The sequence below is a fragment of the Clostridium sp. YIM B02506 genome (genome assembly GCF_022324845.1).
GTDB classification, from domain to species: Bacteria; Bacillota; Clostridia; order Clostridiales; family Clostridiaceae; genus Clostridium_T; species Clostridium_T intestinale.
Genome location: NZ_JAKGTG010000001.1, coordinates 239,010 through 256,479 on the forward strand (window position 1 = coordinate 239,010; position 17,470 = coordinate 256,479).

Annotated in this window: 14 protein-coding genes; 1 reads left to right on the plus strand and 13 read right to left on the minus strand. The window is 30.4% G+C overall.

What is annotated here, in order from left to right:
* Nucleotides 1-12: 12 nt before the first annotated feature.
* The 11 genes from L1S49_RS01080 to nifH all read right to left on the minus strand — a co-directional run bounded on the left by L1S49_RS01080 (nt 13) and on the right by nifH (nt 13,232).
* Complete coding sequence (locus tag L1S49_RS01080) at nt 13-2,139, minus strand: BglG family transcription antiterminator (RefSeq protein ID WP_238902198.1); 2,127 nt, start codon at nt 2,137-2,139, stop codon at nt 13-15.
* A gap of 282 nt (nt 2,140-2,421) precedes the next feature.
* Nucleotides 2,422-3,189: a homocitrate synthase gene (locus tag L1S49_RS01085; RefSeq protein ID WP_073019228.1), complete on the minus strand. Its 768-nt coding sequence runs from the start codon at nt 3,187-3,189 to the stop codon at nt 2,422-2,424.
* Nucleotides 3,190-3,204: 15 nt separating this feature from the next.
* Nucleotides 3,205-4,212 carry an isopropylmalate synthase gene (locus tag L1S49_RS01090; protein ID WP_238902199.1) on the minus strand — a complete coding sequence of 336 codons (1,008 nt, stop codon included), beginning with the start codon at nt 4,210-4,212 and terminating at the stop codon, nt 3,205-3,207.
* Between the two features lie 34 nt (nt 4,213-4,246).
* Entirely contained in the window at nt 4,247-4,555 is a 309-nt protein-coding gene (locus L1S49_RS01095) for a 2Fe-2S ferredoxin (protein ID WP_021803504.1), read from the minus strand.
* Nucleotides 4,552-7,230, minus strand: coding sequence for a nitrogenase cofactor biosynthesis protein NifB (gene nifB / locus L1S49_RS01100; protein ID WP_238902200.1), 2,679 nt, complete (start codon nt 7,228-7,230; stop codon nt 4,552-4,554). Before nifB ends, L1S49_RS01095 begins: the two co-directional genes overlap by 4 nt.
* A 4-nt stretch (nt 7,231-7,234) precedes the next feature.
* On the minus strand, nt 7,235-8,584 hold the full coding sequence (gene nifE / locus L1S49_RS01105; RefSeq protein ID WP_238902201.1) for a nitrogenase iron-molybdenum cofactor biosynthesis protein NifE: 1,350 nt from the start codon (nt 8,582-8,584) through the stop codon (nt 7,235-7,237).
* A gap of 81 nt (nt 8,585-8,665) precedes the next feature.
* Nucleotides 8,666-10,030, minus strand: a complete 1,365-nt coding sequence (gene nifK / locus L1S49_RS01110; protein WP_238902202.1) for a nitrogenase molybdenum-iron protein subunit beta — start codon at nt 10,028-10,030, stop codon at nt 8,666-8,668.
* Entirely contained in the window at nt 10,030-11,613 is a 1,584-nt protein-coding gene (gene nifD / locus L1S49_RS01115) for a nitrogenase molybdenum-iron protein alpha chain (protein ID WP_238902203.1), read from the minus strand. Before nifD ends, nifK begins: the two co-directional genes overlap by 1 nt.
* Before the next feature lie 23 nt (nt 11,614-11,636).
* Nucleotides 11,637-12,020: a P-II family nitrogen regulator gene (locus L1S49_RS01120; RefSeq protein ID WP_021803508.1), complete on the minus strand. Its 384-nt coding sequence runs from the start codon at nt 12,018-12,020 to the stop codon at nt 11,637-11,639.
* A 17-nt stretch (nt 12,021-12,037) separates the two neighbouring features.
* A complete protein-coding gene (locus L1S49_RS01125; protein WP_021803509.1) occupies nt 12,038-12,367 on the minus strand; it encodes a P-II family nitrogen regulator in 330 nt (109 codons plus the stop codon).
* 43 nt (nt 12,368-12,410) lie between these two features.
* The gene (gene nifH / locus L1S49_RS01130; protein WP_238902204.1) at nt 12,411-13,232 is read right to left on the minus strand and encodes a nitrogenase iron protein; all 822 of its coding nucleotides are present in this window, start codon (nt 13,230-13,232) and stop codon (nt 12,411-12,413) included.
* A gap of 511 nt (nt 13,233-13,743) precedes the next feature.
* Between nifH and L1S49_RS01135 the strand changes: the two genes are divergently transcribed.
* Nucleotides 13,744-14,688: a helix-turn-helix transcriptional regulator gene (locus L1S49_RS01135; RefSeq protein WP_238902205.1), complete on the plus strand. Its 945-nt coding sequence runs from the start codon at nt 13,744-13,746 to the stop codon at nt 14,686-14,688.
* A 59-nt stretch (nt 14,689-14,747) separates the two neighbouring features.
* Here the strand turns inward: L1S49_RS01135 and L1S49_RS01140 are convergent, their stop codons facing one another.
* Nucleotides 14,748-15,851, minus strand: a complete 1,104-nt coding sequence (locus L1S49_RS01140; protein ID WP_238902206.1) for a glycosyltransferase — start codon at nt 15,849-15,851, stop codon at nt 14,748-14,750.
* A gap of 154 nt (nt 15,852-16,005) precedes the next feature.
* Nucleotides 16,006-17,424, minus strand: a complete 1,419-nt coding sequence (gene pyk / locus L1S49_RS01145) for a pyruvate kinase (RefSeq protein ID WP_238902207.1) — start codon at nt 17,422-17,424, stop codon at nt 16,006-16,008.
* Between the last annotated feature and the right edge of the window lie 46 nt (nt 17,425-17,470).

Consider the following 17,470-nt stretch of genomic DNA (forward strand, 5'->3'; position numbering starts at 1 on the left):
ATATTAATGATATTATAAACTTTTTTTATCTGTAATTTTTCGAACAATTTTAAAATAAAACTTAGTATATAAATTTTCTAAATAATTCATTAGCTGTTCTTTATCTTTAACAATAAAATCTTTTACTAAATTTTCATCTTGAATGATAGCTTCACTTATTTCACTAACTGTTTTTAATAATATAGTATTATTTTTCTTAGGTACTATTATTACAACAACAACTTTTAAATTTGGAAAATCTCCTACTTCTTTTTTCGGTCTTATTAATCCAAATTTTACTCCTTGGAATGAATCTAAGGTACAATGTAACAAACTTATCCCAAGTTCCTCTATAAATGTTGATCCTAATTTTTCTCTATATAATAATCCTTCTTTTATAAGAGCCTTTTCATTATTATCTTTTGAAAACAATATTGATGTTTTTTCTATTAATTCTTCTTTTGTGGTTATTTCATTATCTTCATAAACTTCAAAGCTATCTAATAAGGATTTTATTGCGTTTCCATAACTTGTTAGAGTTAATATATCCTCATACTTCTGCTCTTTATTTACTGTTGCTCCTTTTTCATTTCCAGAAATCCTATACCTATTTACTGGCATATTCAAAAACTTATTTATCTTCTCTTTATCTTTATCAGTTAACATAGGACTTACAATAATGCTTGGAAAATTAACATCTAAGTTTATTGTAGATATAATTAAATCTATATCTTTTTCCATTAACATTTTATCATTTATAGTAAATGCAGAAACAGTATCAACTATATCAATATTAGGAAAAAGTATTAAAAGTTTTGCTGATAATAGTCTAGATGTTCCTATACCACTTCCACATGCTACTATTATTCTTGGTTTTGCTAGATTATTTTTTATCCTTTCTATAGCTGCTGCTATATGCATAGCTATATAGGCAATTTCTGATTCTGGTATAGTTCCTTTTCCTATATTCTTTAATACCATACAACATCTTTTGCTGACATTATATATATCTTTATAGTCTTCTTTTATTCTGTCTAACAGCGGATTTCTTATAACCAAATTCATTTTTAGCCTGCTTACAGCTGGTCCTAAATGATTCACTAAATCCTGTTCTAGCTTTTTATCCTTTGTTAGGGGATAGGAAGTTTCAATTTCTGCTGTTTTTATTATCTCCATAGCTAATTTAGATAAATGAAATTGAGTAATATTTTTATAGTCTTCCTTTGAAGTTACCATATCTAGTTTTGCACCTTTAAGATGCATTGTTATATAACCTATTTCTCCATCTGGTATACTAACATTAAAAGCTTCGGAAAGCTTTTTAGATAACTTTCTAGCTATATCAAATTCTGGTAAGTTTCTAAGTTCATTTAGAGCTTCTTCATTAAAATCAATTTTCTCTTCATTTTTTATTCTCTGTATTGCTAGAGATAAATGTACTATAAGCGCTATATATGCACTATCTGCTAGATGTAATTCTTCTTCACCCTCTAATTGAGAAACATATTTCTCTATAGTTTTAATAGTGTCTTTTTCTATAAGACTTAGCAGTCTATTTTTTATATCTAATTCCAACTTATTTTTATCTTTTTTATCTAAAGATATCTTCTCTTTAATTATGTTTATAATTTGTTCTTCATCTACAAATTCATAAACCATAGAAGTTATTGCCTGCCTTGTCTTGTCTTCTTCTCCTTCTATATATATCCCGAGTCCTGGTTTACGTACTAATTTTAAATCTCTTTCTTTTATCCAACCTTCTAGCTTATCTAAATCATTACTTAAAGTTCCTTCTGATACATTTAATACAGAAGTAAAATAATAAAGCTTGATAGGCTCCTTTGATAAAAGCAACTCACATAATATAAATAATCCTCTTTGTTTAGGTGAGTAATCCTCTATTAAGAATTGATTATTTACTAATTCTAAAAGCCTTTTTTTCCCTTCCTGAGTTTCTTTTAATATTAACCCAACTCCAGGTTTTCTAACAAAATTAAATCCATTTGCTTTTAAAAATTTCTCTATATAAGGTATAGTTCTTAAAACGGTTCTTGAGCTTACATCTATTTTCTCTGCTATAGCGTTTATTGTTATTGGATTATCTTTATCAGATTCAATTATGGACATAATTATATCTTTTTCTCTTAAAGTAATGCCCATTATTCCATAAACACCTCTCTCTTAAATTCATACGACGAATCTAGTTTTCTTCGTAAATTCAGCCTTTTATACTATATATTTTAGTTTTTACAGCTTATTTATTCAACCTAAACTTAATCTATCCTAGTCATAATGTATTAGTGACAAAACTAAAAATCCTTTTGTAATAAGTGACATAATTAAATAAGTCCATAAAAAAACTAACTATATTACAATTAAATTGAACAATAGTTAGTTTTTTTATAAAGCACACTATATATACTTAAAATACTAATTTTATTTTTATATTGAGTTTTTCAAAGCTCCATCATTAATGTTAAAAAGCCTAGATGAAACTCTAATAAATTCTTGTAAATTGCAGTTACCAGCTCTTTCCCCTATTCCATTCATAGTGCAATCTACAAATCTTGCTCCGCTTTTAGCTGCTTCAATTGAGTTTGCAAGTGCCATTCCAAAATCATTATGTGCATGCATTTCTATATCTATAGGTACATTTTCTAATATATTAGTAATGGCTGTTCTTGTAGTAGATGGTATAAGTATTCCTACAGTGTCTGCATATCTTATTCTATTTACTCCTAAGTCTTTTAATATTTTAGCCATGTGTATTATAAAATTTATATCTGCTCTTGATGCATCTTCAAATCCTACTGTTACTTCATAATCCTTGTCTTTAACGAAATTAACACATTCTCTCATCTTATTTACAACCCATTTTCTATCTTTTTTAAGTTTAGAGTAAATCTGTATATCTGATACTGGTATACTTATATGAATAATATCTGGATTACAATCTATAGAATCTATCAAATCTTGTTTATTCAACCTATTCCATACAGATATCAATGAATTTTTCTTCTGCTCCATGATTTTATATATGCATCTTTTTTCTATTTCACCCATAGCAGGTATTCCTGCCTCTATTTGATATATTTTATTATTATCCATGATCTTTGCTATAGCTATTTTCTTCTTTAATGAAAATGCTATATCAGGACTTTGCTCTCCGTCTCTTAAGGTTGTATCTACTATAAATATATTATTATTCATGAAATACCTCCTAAATCATTTTATACTATTATATATATCTGATACCTCTTTATCATTTAAGCCTCTTCCTTTTCTTGTGCTTAATTCTCTAATTTTATCTAACATTGTTCCTAATCTATCTTCTTCAATCGGAAGTCCCAATTCTCTCAACTTCTTTTTTATTGCCATTTTTCCTGAATGTTTTCCTATTACTAACCTTCTTTTTATTCCAACTTTGGTTGGGTCAAAAGGTTCGTATATTTCTGGATTTTTAAATATTCCATCTGCATGTATTCCAGATTCAAATTCAAATATATTTTTACCTATAATAGGTTTATTGCTTGGTGTCATATTCCCTGTTATTTTTTCAATTAAACTAGCCATTTTAGGAAGTACTGATAAATCTTCATCATTTTGTTGATTTAGTATAAAGTTTTTAGAAGCTAAAAGTTCCTCTAAAGCACAATATCCCCCTATACCTCCAAAGCTTGTTGTCACACTTTTCCCCATCATTTTTATCCATTCTATAGCTATTGCAGTAGAACAACCATAATTATTTTTTGGATTTAAGTTTATATTCTCTCCCCATATTTCTTTTAGATTATAAAAGATTTTTTTATAGTCATATAATATTAAATCATCTAACCCAGTTATTCGTATAAAATTATTAGCATTTAACCCTAATTTAAAATTAGAGAAAATTTCTATATCTTTAACTGTATTTATATTTATTTCTATCATAAAGTTAACTTTTTCTAAGATATATGAGGGGATATTATTGAGGTTAAAAATTATAAAATTTACATTGTCATACTGGTTCACTTCTAATCTATTTTCAACATTTAATATATATTCTACCCCTTGGGGCAAGGGTAGTAAAATATCTAAAATCCTTGGGGTAACCTCAATATAGTCCCCTCCTATTAAATTAAGATAATTGCATAATTCTCTAAGCTCATTTTTAAATTTTTTAAGCTTGTCGCCATAAATCTCATAAAGTGCAACAAAAGTTTTATCTATAATCGTTATTTTTTTATTTTCCATGCATATTCCCCCTTAGTTGCACTTAAAATTTATATTATATAAGTAATCTCTCTACTTTTTCTCCACCTTCTATGTGACTATCCATAATTTCTTCTACATCGTCCGGTGTTACAGATCCATACCAGGTTCCTTCTGGATATACCACAACTATAGGCCCCTTATCACAGATTGAAAAACAACCTGTGTTAGTTATCATAACCTCTCCGGATAAATCTCTATCGTCAACTTCTTCTATAAATCTTTGAAGTATATTTACAGAATCCTTTGAATGGCAAAACCCCTTTTGAGTTCCATTGATTCTACAACTTGCACACACAAATATATGATGTTTTGGGCTTATCATATTATTTCCTCCTCCTTAATATAAACTAGTTTATTATCCTCTTTATTTTTTATAATTTCTTCAGCCGCAACCTTTATAGCCTTTTCTATTCTTTCATAGGTAACAAACACCTTTATCCCCTTATCCTTTAACCTATTGGCTGGTGCATCACCAATTCTCAATGTTAAAACTCCTGAACAATCCTCAATTGATCTAAGTATTTTTGATATTTTATCATCTCTCTCGTCGCACTCTTCTGATCCTTGGCAGTATTTTTCTACCGATCTTCTTTCAACTAAAGAAACAATTCCTTCTTTGTAGTCATATATATAAAATTCAGTAACATGTCCAAAATGTTTATCTACTAGCATTCCACTTTTTGATGCTACTGCAAATCTTAATGATATTTCTTCCTCATTTACTCCATTTTTTGATGAAAAATCCCTAAATTTAATAGATTCATCATTCTCCAATGTTCCTATAGCATCTGCTCTACATTGTTTGCAATGATACATTTGCTCTATATGCTCTCCACATGTCTTTCTTAAATCCATTAGCTCTTTGTTACTAACTAAAGGCATATCTTGAAACACACTTCCCTTAACTGGTATAAGCTGCATTATATTTGTAATAGTTGCTCCATATTCTTTTACTGTTTTTACAACTTCCTCTATATGTTCATCATTGATTCCCTTAAGCATTACGATATTAATCTTGCAAACTATCCCTTTGCTTGTTAAGAATCTAAGTCCTTGCAACTGATTATTTAAAAGAATGGATGCTCCCTCTTCCCCAATATACTTAGTTCCAAAATAGTCAACAAATTTATATACCTTTGCGCCTATTTTAGGATCTACAGCATTCATAGTTATAGTCACATGACTAACTCCTAGTTCAACTAGATCATTTGCATAAAAGGGTAACATTAAACCATTAGTTGATAAGCAGAATGTAACATCTTTATCAAATTCTTTTATTAACTTAAGAGTTTTTTTAGTTTCTTCAAAGTTTGCTAAGGAGTCTCCTGGTCCTGCTATTCCTACAACCGTTAAATTAGGCATTTTTTCTTTTACAAATTTATATTTTTCAAACGCTTGTTGTGCTGATAATACTTCTGTTGTTACTCCTGGGCGGCTTTCGTTTGGACAATCATATTTTCTTAAACAATAGTTGCAACTAATGTTACACTTAGGTGCTATAGGCAGATGTATCCTTGCATATTTATGAGCCGATCCACAGCTAAAACAAGGGTGAGTTTTAGTTTTTTCATCAATTGATTTAGGTTCTATTGTTACATTTGATACTTCTTCCACTTTCTTTCCCTCCTCTTTATAGAATTGAGTATAAATACTTTTTCTATATTTTCCTTCTTTAACTTCTAATATTTTATTTGTTACTTCATCAATCAGGTTTAAAGAACCAACATATCCTATACTCAATATTCTTTGACCACCTATCCTATCATGTATAGGGAAAGAAGCTCTTATTAAAGGAATCCCTTGCTTCTCTTCTATTCTTCTTCCATCGGAACTTCCAATCATAAGATTTGCTCCAAGATCAAGTGCATATTTTTCTATATCTTTAAAATCCGTATTATCTAGTATTTTATATTCATCTATAAACAATCTCTCAGCCACTTCATTTAATTCATCTTCTATTAATATCTTCATTTCTTTACAAGAGGTTCCTGTAGCAAGTAATACTGGCATAGCACCATTTTCAACACACAACCTTGCTGTAGAGTAAACAAAATCCGGTTCTCCATATATAACTACCCTAGCCTCGGCATTATATTTATGAGAATCTATCATAGCATCAATATATCTTCCTCTTTGAGCTTTATATCTCTCTGGTACTGGTTTATCAGTTATTTCACTTAATAGTTTTAAAAACTCATCTGTATCTCTTAACCCTCTAGGCACATTGCATCTATAGTTTTTTATGCCAAATTTATCTTCAAGATATTTTCCAGCTGAATAATCATCTTTAACAAAGCTGCTTATTTCAATTGTTGCTCTAGCTCCCCCCATTTTTGATATATCTTTTATATCTGTTCCTGCTACTGATAGCCTGTTGTATTTCTCAGTTCTTGGGGAATCTAGATTCTCAGATATATCTGGAAGTAATATATAGTCAACATCAAAGCTATCCAAAATCTCTTTTAATTCCCTTACATCCGCTGGACTTATATATCCTGTAACTACATTTATTTTGTTATTTTTCTCTTCTTCCATTTCTGTATTTTCCACTATACATCTTAATGCTTTTAGATATCCCTCGTATTGGCTTCCACCATAACCTGGAGATGGAACTGGTATTAATTTCACTTTCTCATCTGGGTGCTTTTCGTGAAATATTTTTGATAGACGGGAAACATCTTCACCTATAGTTTCAGCTAAACAAGTTGTGGCTACTGCTATTACCTCAGGATTATATAACTTAATTAGGTTCTCTAGCCCTTTCATTAAGTTTTTTTCTCCACCATAAACTGTTCCTTGCTCTGTTAATGAAGATGAGGCTATATCTATAGGTTCATTATAATGTGTTGCCATATGCCTTCTAATATATGTACTGCATCCCTGGGAACCATGTAGAATTGTCATTGCTCCTTTTATTCCATAAAAAGCACTTACTACTCCCATAGGCATACACATATTACAAGGATTAACTGTCAAGTTTACGTATTGTTCTCCCATACTATCACACCCCCACTTTTGTATATTTCCAAACTGGACTATTTATAGTTAAATTTATTTCTTTAGCAAAATTAACAGCTCCTTCAAATCCTGCTAAAGGGTGTTTTCTCTCATGATTATGATCACAAAAAGCTATACCAAGCTTATATGCTAGAGGTCTTTCTTTAACACCTCCAACTAAAACATCTGCTCCCTTTTCATTCATAAACTTTTCAAGTTCATATGGGTTTGCATCATCTAATATAACTGTTCCTGGTTTTACTAAGTTACCTATAACTTCATAATCATCTTTTTTTCCAGTTTGTGTTCCAACCACTACAGTTTCCATACCCAATTCTTCAAACTGCTTTATTAATGATATTGCTTTAAATCCTCCACCAACATATATTGCTGCTTTTTTCCCCTCAAGGTTTTTTCTATACTTCTCTAGTACATTTCCTAAATTAGCTTTCTCTTTTTCTACAAATGCTAGTGTTCTTTTTATTATTTCTCTATCTCCTAAAGCATTAGCTATATTTATAAGAGAAATCATTGTATCTTCTATTCCCATGAAACTTACCTTTATAAATGGTACTCCCATTTCTTTTTCCATTCTTTTTGCAAGATATGTCATGGAACCTGCACATTGAACTATATTTAAACTAGCTCCATCTGCTTTTTGAAGCTCTTCACACTTTGCATCACCTGTTATTTGTGAAACAACATTTATCCCCAAATTATTAAGATAGTTTTTAATTATCCACATTTCACCTGATAAATTAAAGTCTCCTAATATATTTACACCTTTAATCTTAGGGGACTTAGTTCTTCCTATTAAATTCATAAGAGCATTGCATGCTGTTTTATATCCCATGGATTTATGTCCTGCAAATCCTGGAGACATTACTGGTATAACTGGAATTCCATATTTCTGTTCAGCTTGTTTACATACTGCTTCAACATCATCTCCTATAACTCCAACTATACAAGTTGCATAAACAAATATTGTTTTAGGCGAATGATTTTTCATGATTCCTTCTATTGCACCAGCTAATTTTTTCTCTCCTCCAAAGATTACATCCTTTTCTTTTAAATCTGTTGAAAAACTATTACGATATAGTTCTTCTCCACTAGATAAACTTCCTCTTATATCCCATGTATAACTAGCACATCCTATAGGTCCGTGAACTATATGGAAAGCATCCGTTATGGGATTAAGTACAACTCTAGCACCACAATATACACATGATCTTTGGCTAACAGATCCAGACACACTTTCACTATCACACTTCATAGAGTTACCATGATCGCCTTCTTTACAAAAAATAAAATCTTTTCTTTCATCTAAAATTTCTGCTACTGGTTTTGCTTCCATAATAAATCACCTTCCTTATAAAGTAAAAAAGGACTTCCAAGGGAAGATTTCCTCCCTTGAAAATCCTTTTTAAAAAATAAATTACATTACCATTTCAAAATCTTCATCTTCACAATCTCTATCTATTCTATCCATTAATGCAGTAAGAATTAATTCTAGAACTCTCATAGCTCCTCTATATCCTACTATTGGCATATATGAATGAACATATCTATCAATAATTGGGAACCCTGCTCTTACGAATGGAATATCCTCAGCTCTTGCTATGTATTTTCCATGAGTTCCACCTATTAATAAATCTACACCTTCATTTTTAATCCATTGATGTAATTCAAAAAGATCGCTAGCAGCTTTTGCTACACATCCTTCTACTCCAAACTCTTCAAATAGAGCTTTAGCAGCCTTTTCAAAAGCTATTCCTGGAGTACCTGTGATAACGTATTTAGGAATCATTCCTAATTCTAATACAAACTTAGTTAGTCCAAGTACAGTATCAGGATCTCCATATATAGCAACTTTTTTACCATATACATATTGATGTGAATCAACTACTGTATCAACTAGTTGTCCTCTTTCGTCTTCTAATTCTTCTGAAACTTCTCCTTTAGAGAACTTAGATAATTCCATTATAAAATCATCTGTAGCTCCAATTCCTATTGGTAAAAGTAATGTTTTATATGGTACATTACATTTCTTCTCTAAATCTGTAGCTCCTAACTCAGAAGCAAAACTTCCTAGAGCAAGTGTTAATTCACTGTCTCCCATTGCCTTTATATCTTCTATCTTAGTACCGCCTTTAGGATACATTTCATATGTTCCAGTCATAGGAGCATCTAAAACTCCACTTGTATCTGGAAGCATTGTGAAGTCTATTCCAAAGTCTTTCATAAGACGTTTCATTTCTCTCATATCTCCTGGATTTGTGAAACCAGGAATTACATTTAATTTTCCATTGGAAGTTCCAGTTGAGGTTGCAAGATATTTGATAAATCCTGAAACCATATTAGAAAATCCTGTTACATGTGATCCTACATAACTTGGTGTATTGGTATGAACCATGTATTTTCCTTCTGGAATATTAATTGAAGTTATAATTGAATTTAAGTCATCACCTATTGTCTCTGATAGACAAGTAGTATGAACTGCAATTATTTCTGGATCATATATTTCAAATAAATTTTTAGCAGCAGTTCTAAGATTGCTTCCTCCACCAAATACTGATGATCCTTCAGTAAATGATGATGTTGAAGCTATAGCTGGTTCCTTAAAATGTCTTGTTAAGTACATTCTATGGAATGAACAACATCCTTGAGATCCATGGCTGTGTGGCATGCATTTATGAACACCTAATGCTGCGTACATTGCGCCAACTGGCTGACAAGTTTTAGCTGGATTTATTTTTAGGGCTTTTCTCTCTTTTACTTCTTTTGGTGTTAAATCTAACATTATACCACACCTCCTAATGTTCCTTCTAATATAGGTTCCTTTTTCCAAGGAGCTACTGTATAGTTCCAAGCTGGAGTATATATTCCCATAGTAACGTCCCTTGCAAAGTTTACAGCTCCTTTAAATCCTGCATATGGTCCACTATAGTCATATGAGTGTAATTGTCTTGATAAAATTCCGCCTTTTTGAGCTACAAATTTATCCTTTATTCCTGAGAAGAATATGTCTGGCTTTAATAACTTTAAGAACTCTTCTGTTTCATAATGATTTAAATCATCAACAACTATTGCTCCCTTATCCATGCTTTTTTCCATACCACCGTAGTAGTTTAATGCTATTTCATCTTTTAATTGAGCATATCTTTCTTCTGGAATAACTAATCTGAATTTTTCTGGATCTTTTTCTAATTTTAATTCTTCTATATTTTTAGAATCTGCATCAACTTTCATAAATGGTACTACTTCGCTTCCTTCGTAGTCATCTCTATGAGCAAATTCATAACCTGCCAATAAAGTCTTCATACCTAAACTTTCTAATAGGTTTTGATAATGGTGAGATCTAGATCCTCCAACAAATAATGCTGCTGTTTTTCCAGTTAATTTATTTTTGTATAATTCCATGTATTCTTCGATATCTTGAAGTTCTTCTGCAATTATTTCTTCTGTTCTTTCTATAAGATCTTCATCTCCAAAATACTTAGCAATTGATCTTAATGATTCTATAGTACCATCAACACCTACAAAATTAACTTTTAGCCAGTCAGTACCATATTTAGTTTTCATCATTTCACCAATATAATTTATTGATCTATGACATTGGATTATATTTAAATCTGCTGTGTGTGCACTTTTAAGTTCTTCGTAACTTCCATCCCCAGTCATTACTGATACAATATCATAACCGATTTTCTTTAATACTCTGCTGATTTCCCAACCATCTCCACCGATATTATATTCACCTAATAAGTTTATGGAGAATTTTTTAGGTACATAACTTCCTGTTCCTATAACATTTTTCATAAGACCATTGTTAGCTATGTGGTGACCTGCTGATTGAGATACCCCTTTATATCCTTCACAAGAAAATGCTAGAACTTTGATTCCATATAATGCTTCAGCCTCTTTTGCTACTGCATGAATATCATCTCCAATTAATCCAACTGGACAAGTAGAACAAATCATTATTGATTTTGGGCTAAATAACTCAACTACTTCTTTGATAGCTTGTTTAAGTTTCTTTTCTCCTCCAAATACTATATCGCCTTCTTGCATATCTGTAGAGAAACAATATTCTAAAAAGTTTTGTGTGTTTTCATCACTTTTTCCTTTATGCCTTCTTGTTCCCCATGTATAGAAACCACAACCTATTGGACCATGTGTAATTACTGCAACATCTTTTAAAGGTCCAAGTACAACCCCTTTACAACCTGCATAACAACATCCTCTGTTTGTCATTATTCCTGGTATTGTTCTTACATTCGAAGTTAACTCTGGTGCTTCTTCAGATATTTCTCCTATATGAGCTTTTCTATTTTTAAATACTTTGGCACTATAACCATCCAAAACTTTATCTATAGTACTCATTAAATTCACCTCCAAATTTACTTTTATATAACTATTTCTCCAGACTTATTGTCTCTTACTCTATATACTTCATTAACTGGTAAAACAAATATTTTTCCATCTCCCGGATTTCCTGTGGAGTTAACCTTTATAATTATATCTATAATTTTTTTTACATCTTCATCTTTAACTACTAATGTGAATAATCTTTTAGGTATAAGTCTTCCAAGCTCTGATATATTTTCAGCTACAGGTGAGGCAGGTATGTTTTCATCAAGAACTAAATCTTCAATTAAAGCCATATTTAATGATTTTTTCCCTCTCCCTAAAACTTTTCTACAAGTAAATGAGGGGAATCCAGCCTCTGCGAGAGATTCTTTTGTTATATTTACTTTATTCGAACGAATAATTCCTATTATTTCTTTCATTTATAGCACCTCAACTTTTATAAGACTTCTTTTCCACTACTTATGGTATACGCCGTTTCTACTGGAGACACAAATATTTTCCCATCACCAAAAGCTCCTTTTATTCCTGTTCTTGCAGTTCTCATTATTATTCTTATAACATCATCTTTATCTTCTTCATTTTTTACTACTACTAGGATCATTTCTTTTGGTAATTCATCATAATATATATCTCCAACTTTAATTCCTTTTTGCTTTCCACGTCCAAATACATCCATTTTAGTCACTTCTGGAAATCCAGCTGATAAAAGTTCTGATAGTACTGTTCCTACTTTTTCAGGTCTTATAATAGCACGAACCATTAACATAACAATTCTCTCCTCTTATTCACATATGTTCTTTATTATTTTCTTATAGATCCATTAATCCATATTGCATTAATATTTCTTCTAATCTATCTTGGCTCATTGGTTTTGGAATTACAAACATATCGTTATTATCAACTTTACTTGCTAATGTTCTATATTCATCTGCTTGTTCACAAGTTGAATCAAATTCTATTACTGTTTGTTTGTTTATTTCAGCTTTTGTTACCATTGGACTTCTTGGTACAAAGTGAATTAATTGACTTCCTAATTCTTTAGCAAAGTTATCTAATAATTCATATTCATTTGCAACTTTTCTTGAGTTACAGATGATTCCACCTAATCTAACTCCACCAGTGTTTGCATATTTTTGAATACCTTTTGCTATATTGTTTGCTGCATATAATGCCATCATTTCTCCTGATGCTACTATATATATTTCTTGAGCTTTACCTTCACGTATTGGCATTGCAAATCCACCACATACAACGTCACCTAATACATCATAGAAAACATAATCTAAATCTGCTTCATAAGCACCTAATTGCTCTAGCATGTTGATTGAAGTTATTATACCTCTTCCTGCACATCCAACTCCTGGTTCTGGACCACCTGATTCAACACATTTTATGCCTCTAAATCCTGGCTTTAAGATTGAATCTAAATCTACGTCATCTCCTTCTTCTCTTAATGTATCAAGAACACTTTTTTGTGCTAGTCCTCCTAGTAAAAGTCTTGTTGAGTCAGCCTTAGGATCGCATCCTACTACCATTATATTCTTGTCCATTGTAGCAAGCCCTGATGTTAAGTTTTGTGTTGTTGTAGATTTACCTATACCACCTTTTCCATAAATAGCTACTTGTCTCATTTTTATACTCCTCCTTCAAAATGAATATTTATTATAAACTTACCTCAAACTTAGTTTTAGATAAGGTTTATACTTAATTTTAGATAATAAAAAAAGAAGTCCGTAATTTAGATAATTCATAAATAACCTAAATTTTAGACTTCTTTGCCCGCTTATTTAACAGACTTCTTTGTCCAATATAAAACTTAATTCAAATTTCATAAAAATATCATATTTAAATGAAATTTTATCAACTATACACATAATTTTTTATTAGTTTGTTTTGTTGTAATTTATGTTCTTAATATTATCATATATTTTTTTGCTTTACAATAGAAAAAATGAAGTTTTTTACTATTCTTCTAATTGAAACCCATTATCATTTCACGAATTATAATAATACTGCCAATGTAAATGTTTTTGATATTATAAAACTTTTTTCAAAAATTTTTATATTTTATTCGTAAAATTGATTAATATTTCTTCTATGTTATAATTTACTTATATTCCTTATTCGAAAGGAGATGTAATTATGACTCAAGATAAATCCTTAACACCTCAAGAGGTTGCAGATATTTTAAAGATAGCAAAAAATACTGTTTATGAACTAATAAAAAGAGGTGAACTTAAAGCTTATCGAGTTGGAAGAAAATTCAGAGTAGATTTTATAGATGTGGAAGAATATAAAAACAATTCCAGAGACAATAAAAAATCAATATTTAGTGAAATAAGTAGTGTAAATATTGAAAATGCTAAAGTAAATTCTCCTATTCCAAATACAGGAGTTATTTTATGTGGTCAAGATGTAGCTTTAGATATTTTGTGTAGACATATTGAATACCATCCCAAGGGCATTCAAATACTTAGATCTTATATGGGATCATACAATGCTTTGTATTCCTTATACCAAGATAAGGTTCATATAGCAACAACTCATCTTTGGGATGGAGATACTGATAGCTATAATATTCCTTATATAAAAAGATTAGTTCCTGGAATACCAACCATAACTGTACATTTAGCTTGCAGAAATATAGGATTCTATGTTAATAAAGGAAATCCTAAAAATATTAAATCCTGGTTAGATTTAGATAAAAAGAACATCTCCATAGTTAATAGAGAAAAAGGCAGCGGTGCAAGGATATTATTAGATGAGCATCTACGCTTACATAATATTGATCCTGAAAAAATAAATGGATATGCTAAAGAATGTACATCTCATCTAGCCGTTGCAAGCGCTATTTCTCGTGGTGATGCAGACTTAGGAATAGGCACTGAAAAAACAAGCCTGCAAGTTCAAGGTATAGAATTTATACCAATGAAAAAAGAACGCTATGAGATAGTTATAAAAAAACAAAATTCTACTATGCCTTATTTTGATATCTTAATGGAGATTTTAAATTCTGATGAGTTTAAATTAGAGCTTCAAGGTCTTGGTGGATATGATATAACTGAAACTGGTAAAATAATAAATTAAAAAAGTGGACTTCGTATCAGCAATTCTTAAATGCTAATGCAAAGTCCTTTTTTAAGAAACTAGCTTGCAATTATTGATGTAACTAAATTAAGTGTATTATCTAGTGAAATCTCCTTAACTATTTTATCTATATTATTTACCATGTTTTTTAGTTCTTTAGGATCATTAAATAATCTTTTAATTATATTATTTAAATTATCTCCTTCTGCATATATAGCAGCCTTTTCATTAACTAAAAATCTAACATTCTCTTCTTCTTGTCCTGGTATGTAATAAGGTATTATAATTGGAAGCCTCTTAACTAATGCCTCAGTTACAGTTAAACCACCTGGTTTTGTTATAATCAAACTTGCTCTATCCATTAACTGAGATACATTTGTTGTAAACCCTAAAATTATTAACTCTTTACTTATTGGTACTGTTTTATAGTTCTCTTCAAGTTCTCTTTTTAAAATTTCATTATTTCCACATACAGTTATTATTTTTAAAGGAATATCTAAATTCATTAGCTCAAATAAAGCTTTTTTCATAGATTTTAGTCCCATACTCCCACCCATTAGTAATATAGTAAATTCTTCTTCTCTACTTATACTATTAGTGAAATTCATAAAATCTCTCTTTACAGGAATTCCATAGCTATATATTCTTGCTTTATCTATTCCCTTTTCTATAAGACTTTCTTTCGTGTATTCACTTCCTACTATATAGGCATCCACACTTTTGTCCACATAAGTACTATGAGCTTTATAATCGGTAACTATAGATATAAATGGAATATTAATTTTATTTTCTTTTTTTAGATTTGCTATAACTTTAACCAATAATGGATGAGTAGATATTATTATATTAGGTTTATATTCTTTTATAATTTCATAAGTACTATCCTTTATAGATTTCCCTAATATTCCACCTATACTATTACTGGTTAATTTGTGATTGCTTGCTTTATATAACATTCCAAATAAACTAGGTACTTTAGTTGCAAGAATTTCGTATCCTCCTGATACCAATTTATCTAAAACTTCTCCAGTCTCTTTTATAGGTTCTATACATTTAACTTCGTAGCTTTGTTTTTCAAGCTCTTTTTTTAATGAATCTGCTACTGAATTATGACCTTGTCCTGTTGATGCAGTTACTATCAATACCTTTTTTACAAGATTCATAATAAAAATACCCCCTAAGTTATTTCTTATATTAATTTTATTATAAACCCATAAGATTAAAAGCACCTTAAGTAAATCTAAACAAATTCTTAACTTATTCATAAAAAAAATAAAACTGTCTAAAGATACTTATCATCTTAGACAGTTTTATGTATTATTCTACTATGCTTATTTTCATCATGTTAGTAGCTCCAACTTTTTCAACTGGAACTCCAGCAACTATTACTACTGTATCACCTGACTTAACATATTTAGTTGTTTTAGCTATATCAACAGTTTTTTCCATCATTTCATCTGTTGAATTAACTCTTTCAGCTACTATTGGATATACTCCCCAACTTAAAGCTAATTTCTTTGCAACTTTCTCGTCTGGAGTTACTGCAATAATTGCACAATCTGGTCTACATTGAGATATTCTCTTTGCAGTTGCCCCTGATTGAGTTGATGATATTATTGAACTCGCTTTTAATTCATATGCAGCATTACATGCAGCTCTTGAAATAACTCCACCAATTGCTGGTATATGTCTTTTAGCGCTAGATACTGCTAATTCATAACTTAATTGATTTTCAGTTTCTTTAGCTATTTTAGCCATAGTTTCAACTGATTCTACTGGCCAGCTTCCATTAGCAGATTCACCTGAAAGCATTATAGCATCTGTACCATCTAATATAGCATTAGCTACGTCTGAAACCTCTGCTCTAGTTGGTCTTGGATTTCTTATCATAGAATCTAACATTTGAGTAGCAGTAATAACTGGTTTACAAGCAGCATTACATTTATCTATAATCATTTTTTGCACAGCTGGAACTTTTTCTATTGGAATTTCTACTCCTAGATCTCCTCTAGCTACCATTATTCCATCAGAAACAGCTATGATTTCATCTATGTTGTCAACACCCTCTTGGTTCTCTATCTTAGAATATATATCTATATGACTTCCGCCATTTTCTTCTAATATTTTTCTAATAGCTATAACATCTTCTGCTTTTCTTATAAATGAAGCAGCTACCATGTTAACTCCTATTTCACAGCCAAATTTAAGGTCGGATTCATCTTTTTCAGTCATAGCTGGCAACTTAATTGCTACTCCAGGTACGTTAACACCTTTATGAGTCCCAACCATTCCTGTATTTTTAACGACACAGTTTACTTTACCTTCTTCAACTGATTTAACTTCTAATCCAACTAAACCGTCATCTATTAATATAGTGTCGCCTGCTTTAACATCTTTAGCTAATCCTGTATAAGTAACAGAACATTTTGTTGTATCTCCAACTACATCTCCACCTGGATATATTGTAAAATCTGTTCCAGCAGTTAACTCAACCTTGCTTGGTTCAAATTTTCCTGTTCTTATTTCTGGACCTTTTGTATCTAAAAGAACTGCTATTTCTCTATTATATTTTTTAGCTAATTCTTTTACTTTGTTTATTCTTGTTGCATGCTCTGCATGATCACCATGTGAAAAGTTGTGTCTAGATGCATTCATTCCTGCTTCTATAATTTTTGATAAAATTTCATCGCTATCACTAGCAGGTCCAATTGTACATATTATTTTTGTTTTTCTCATAGATAACACTCCTTATTTTTTAATTCCAAAATGCGTAAATAAAATA

Coding starts and splice junctions, on each gene's coding strand:
- L1S49_RS01090 (WP_238902199.1), bottom strand. CDS start 4,212: ATGGAAAATAAAAAAATAACGATTATAGATAAAACTTTTGTTGCACTT.
- nifB (WP_238902200.1), bottom strand. CDS start 7,230: ATGGGAGAACAATACGTAAACTTGACAGTTAATCCTTGTAATATGTGT.
- pyk (WP_238902207.1), bottom strand. CDS start 17,424: ATGAGAAAAACAAAAATAATATGTACAATTGGACCTGCTAGTGATAGC.
- L1S49_RS01140 (WP_238902206.1), bottom strand. CDS start 15,851: ATGAATCTTGTAAAAAAGGTATTGATAGTAACTGCATCAACAGGACAA.
- L1S49_RS01085 (WP_073019228.1), bottom strand. CDS start 3,189: ATGAATAATAATATATTTATAGTAGATACAACCTTAAGAGACGGAGAG.
- nifD (WP_238902203.1), bottom strand. CDS start 11,613: ATGAGTACTATAGATAAAGTTTTGGATGGTTATAGTGCCAAAGTATTT.
- L1S49_RS01125 (WP_021803509.1), bottom strand. CDS start 12,367: ATGTTAATGGTTCGTGCTATTATAAGACCTGAAAAAGTAGGAACAGTA.
- nifK (WP_238902202.1), bottom strand. CDS start 10,030: ATGTTAGATTTAACACCAAAAGAAGTAAAAGAGAGAAAAGCCCTAAAA.
- L1S49_RS01095 (WP_021803504.1), bottom strand. CDS start 4,555: ATGATAAGCCCAAAACATCATATATTTGTGTGTGCAAGTTGTAGAATC.
- L1S49_RS01135 (WP_238902205.1), top strand. CDS start 13,744: ATGACTCAAGATAAATCCTTAACACCTCAAGAGGTTGCAGATATTTTA.
- L1S49_RS01080 (WP_238902198.1), bottom strand. CDS start 2,139: ATGGGCATTACTTTAAGAGAAAAAGATATAATTATGTCCATAATTGAA.
- nifE (WP_238902201.1), bottom strand. CDS start 8,584: ATGGAAGCAAAACCAGTAGCAGAAATTTTAGATGAAAGAAAAGATTTT.
- nifH (WP_238902204.1), bottom strand. CDS start 13,232: ATGAGACAAGTAGCTATTTATGGAAAAGGTGGTATAGGTAAATCTACA.
- L1S49_RS01120 (WP_021803508.1), bottom strand. CDS start 12,020: ATGAAAGAAATAATAGGAATTATTCGTTCGAATAAAGTAAATATAACA.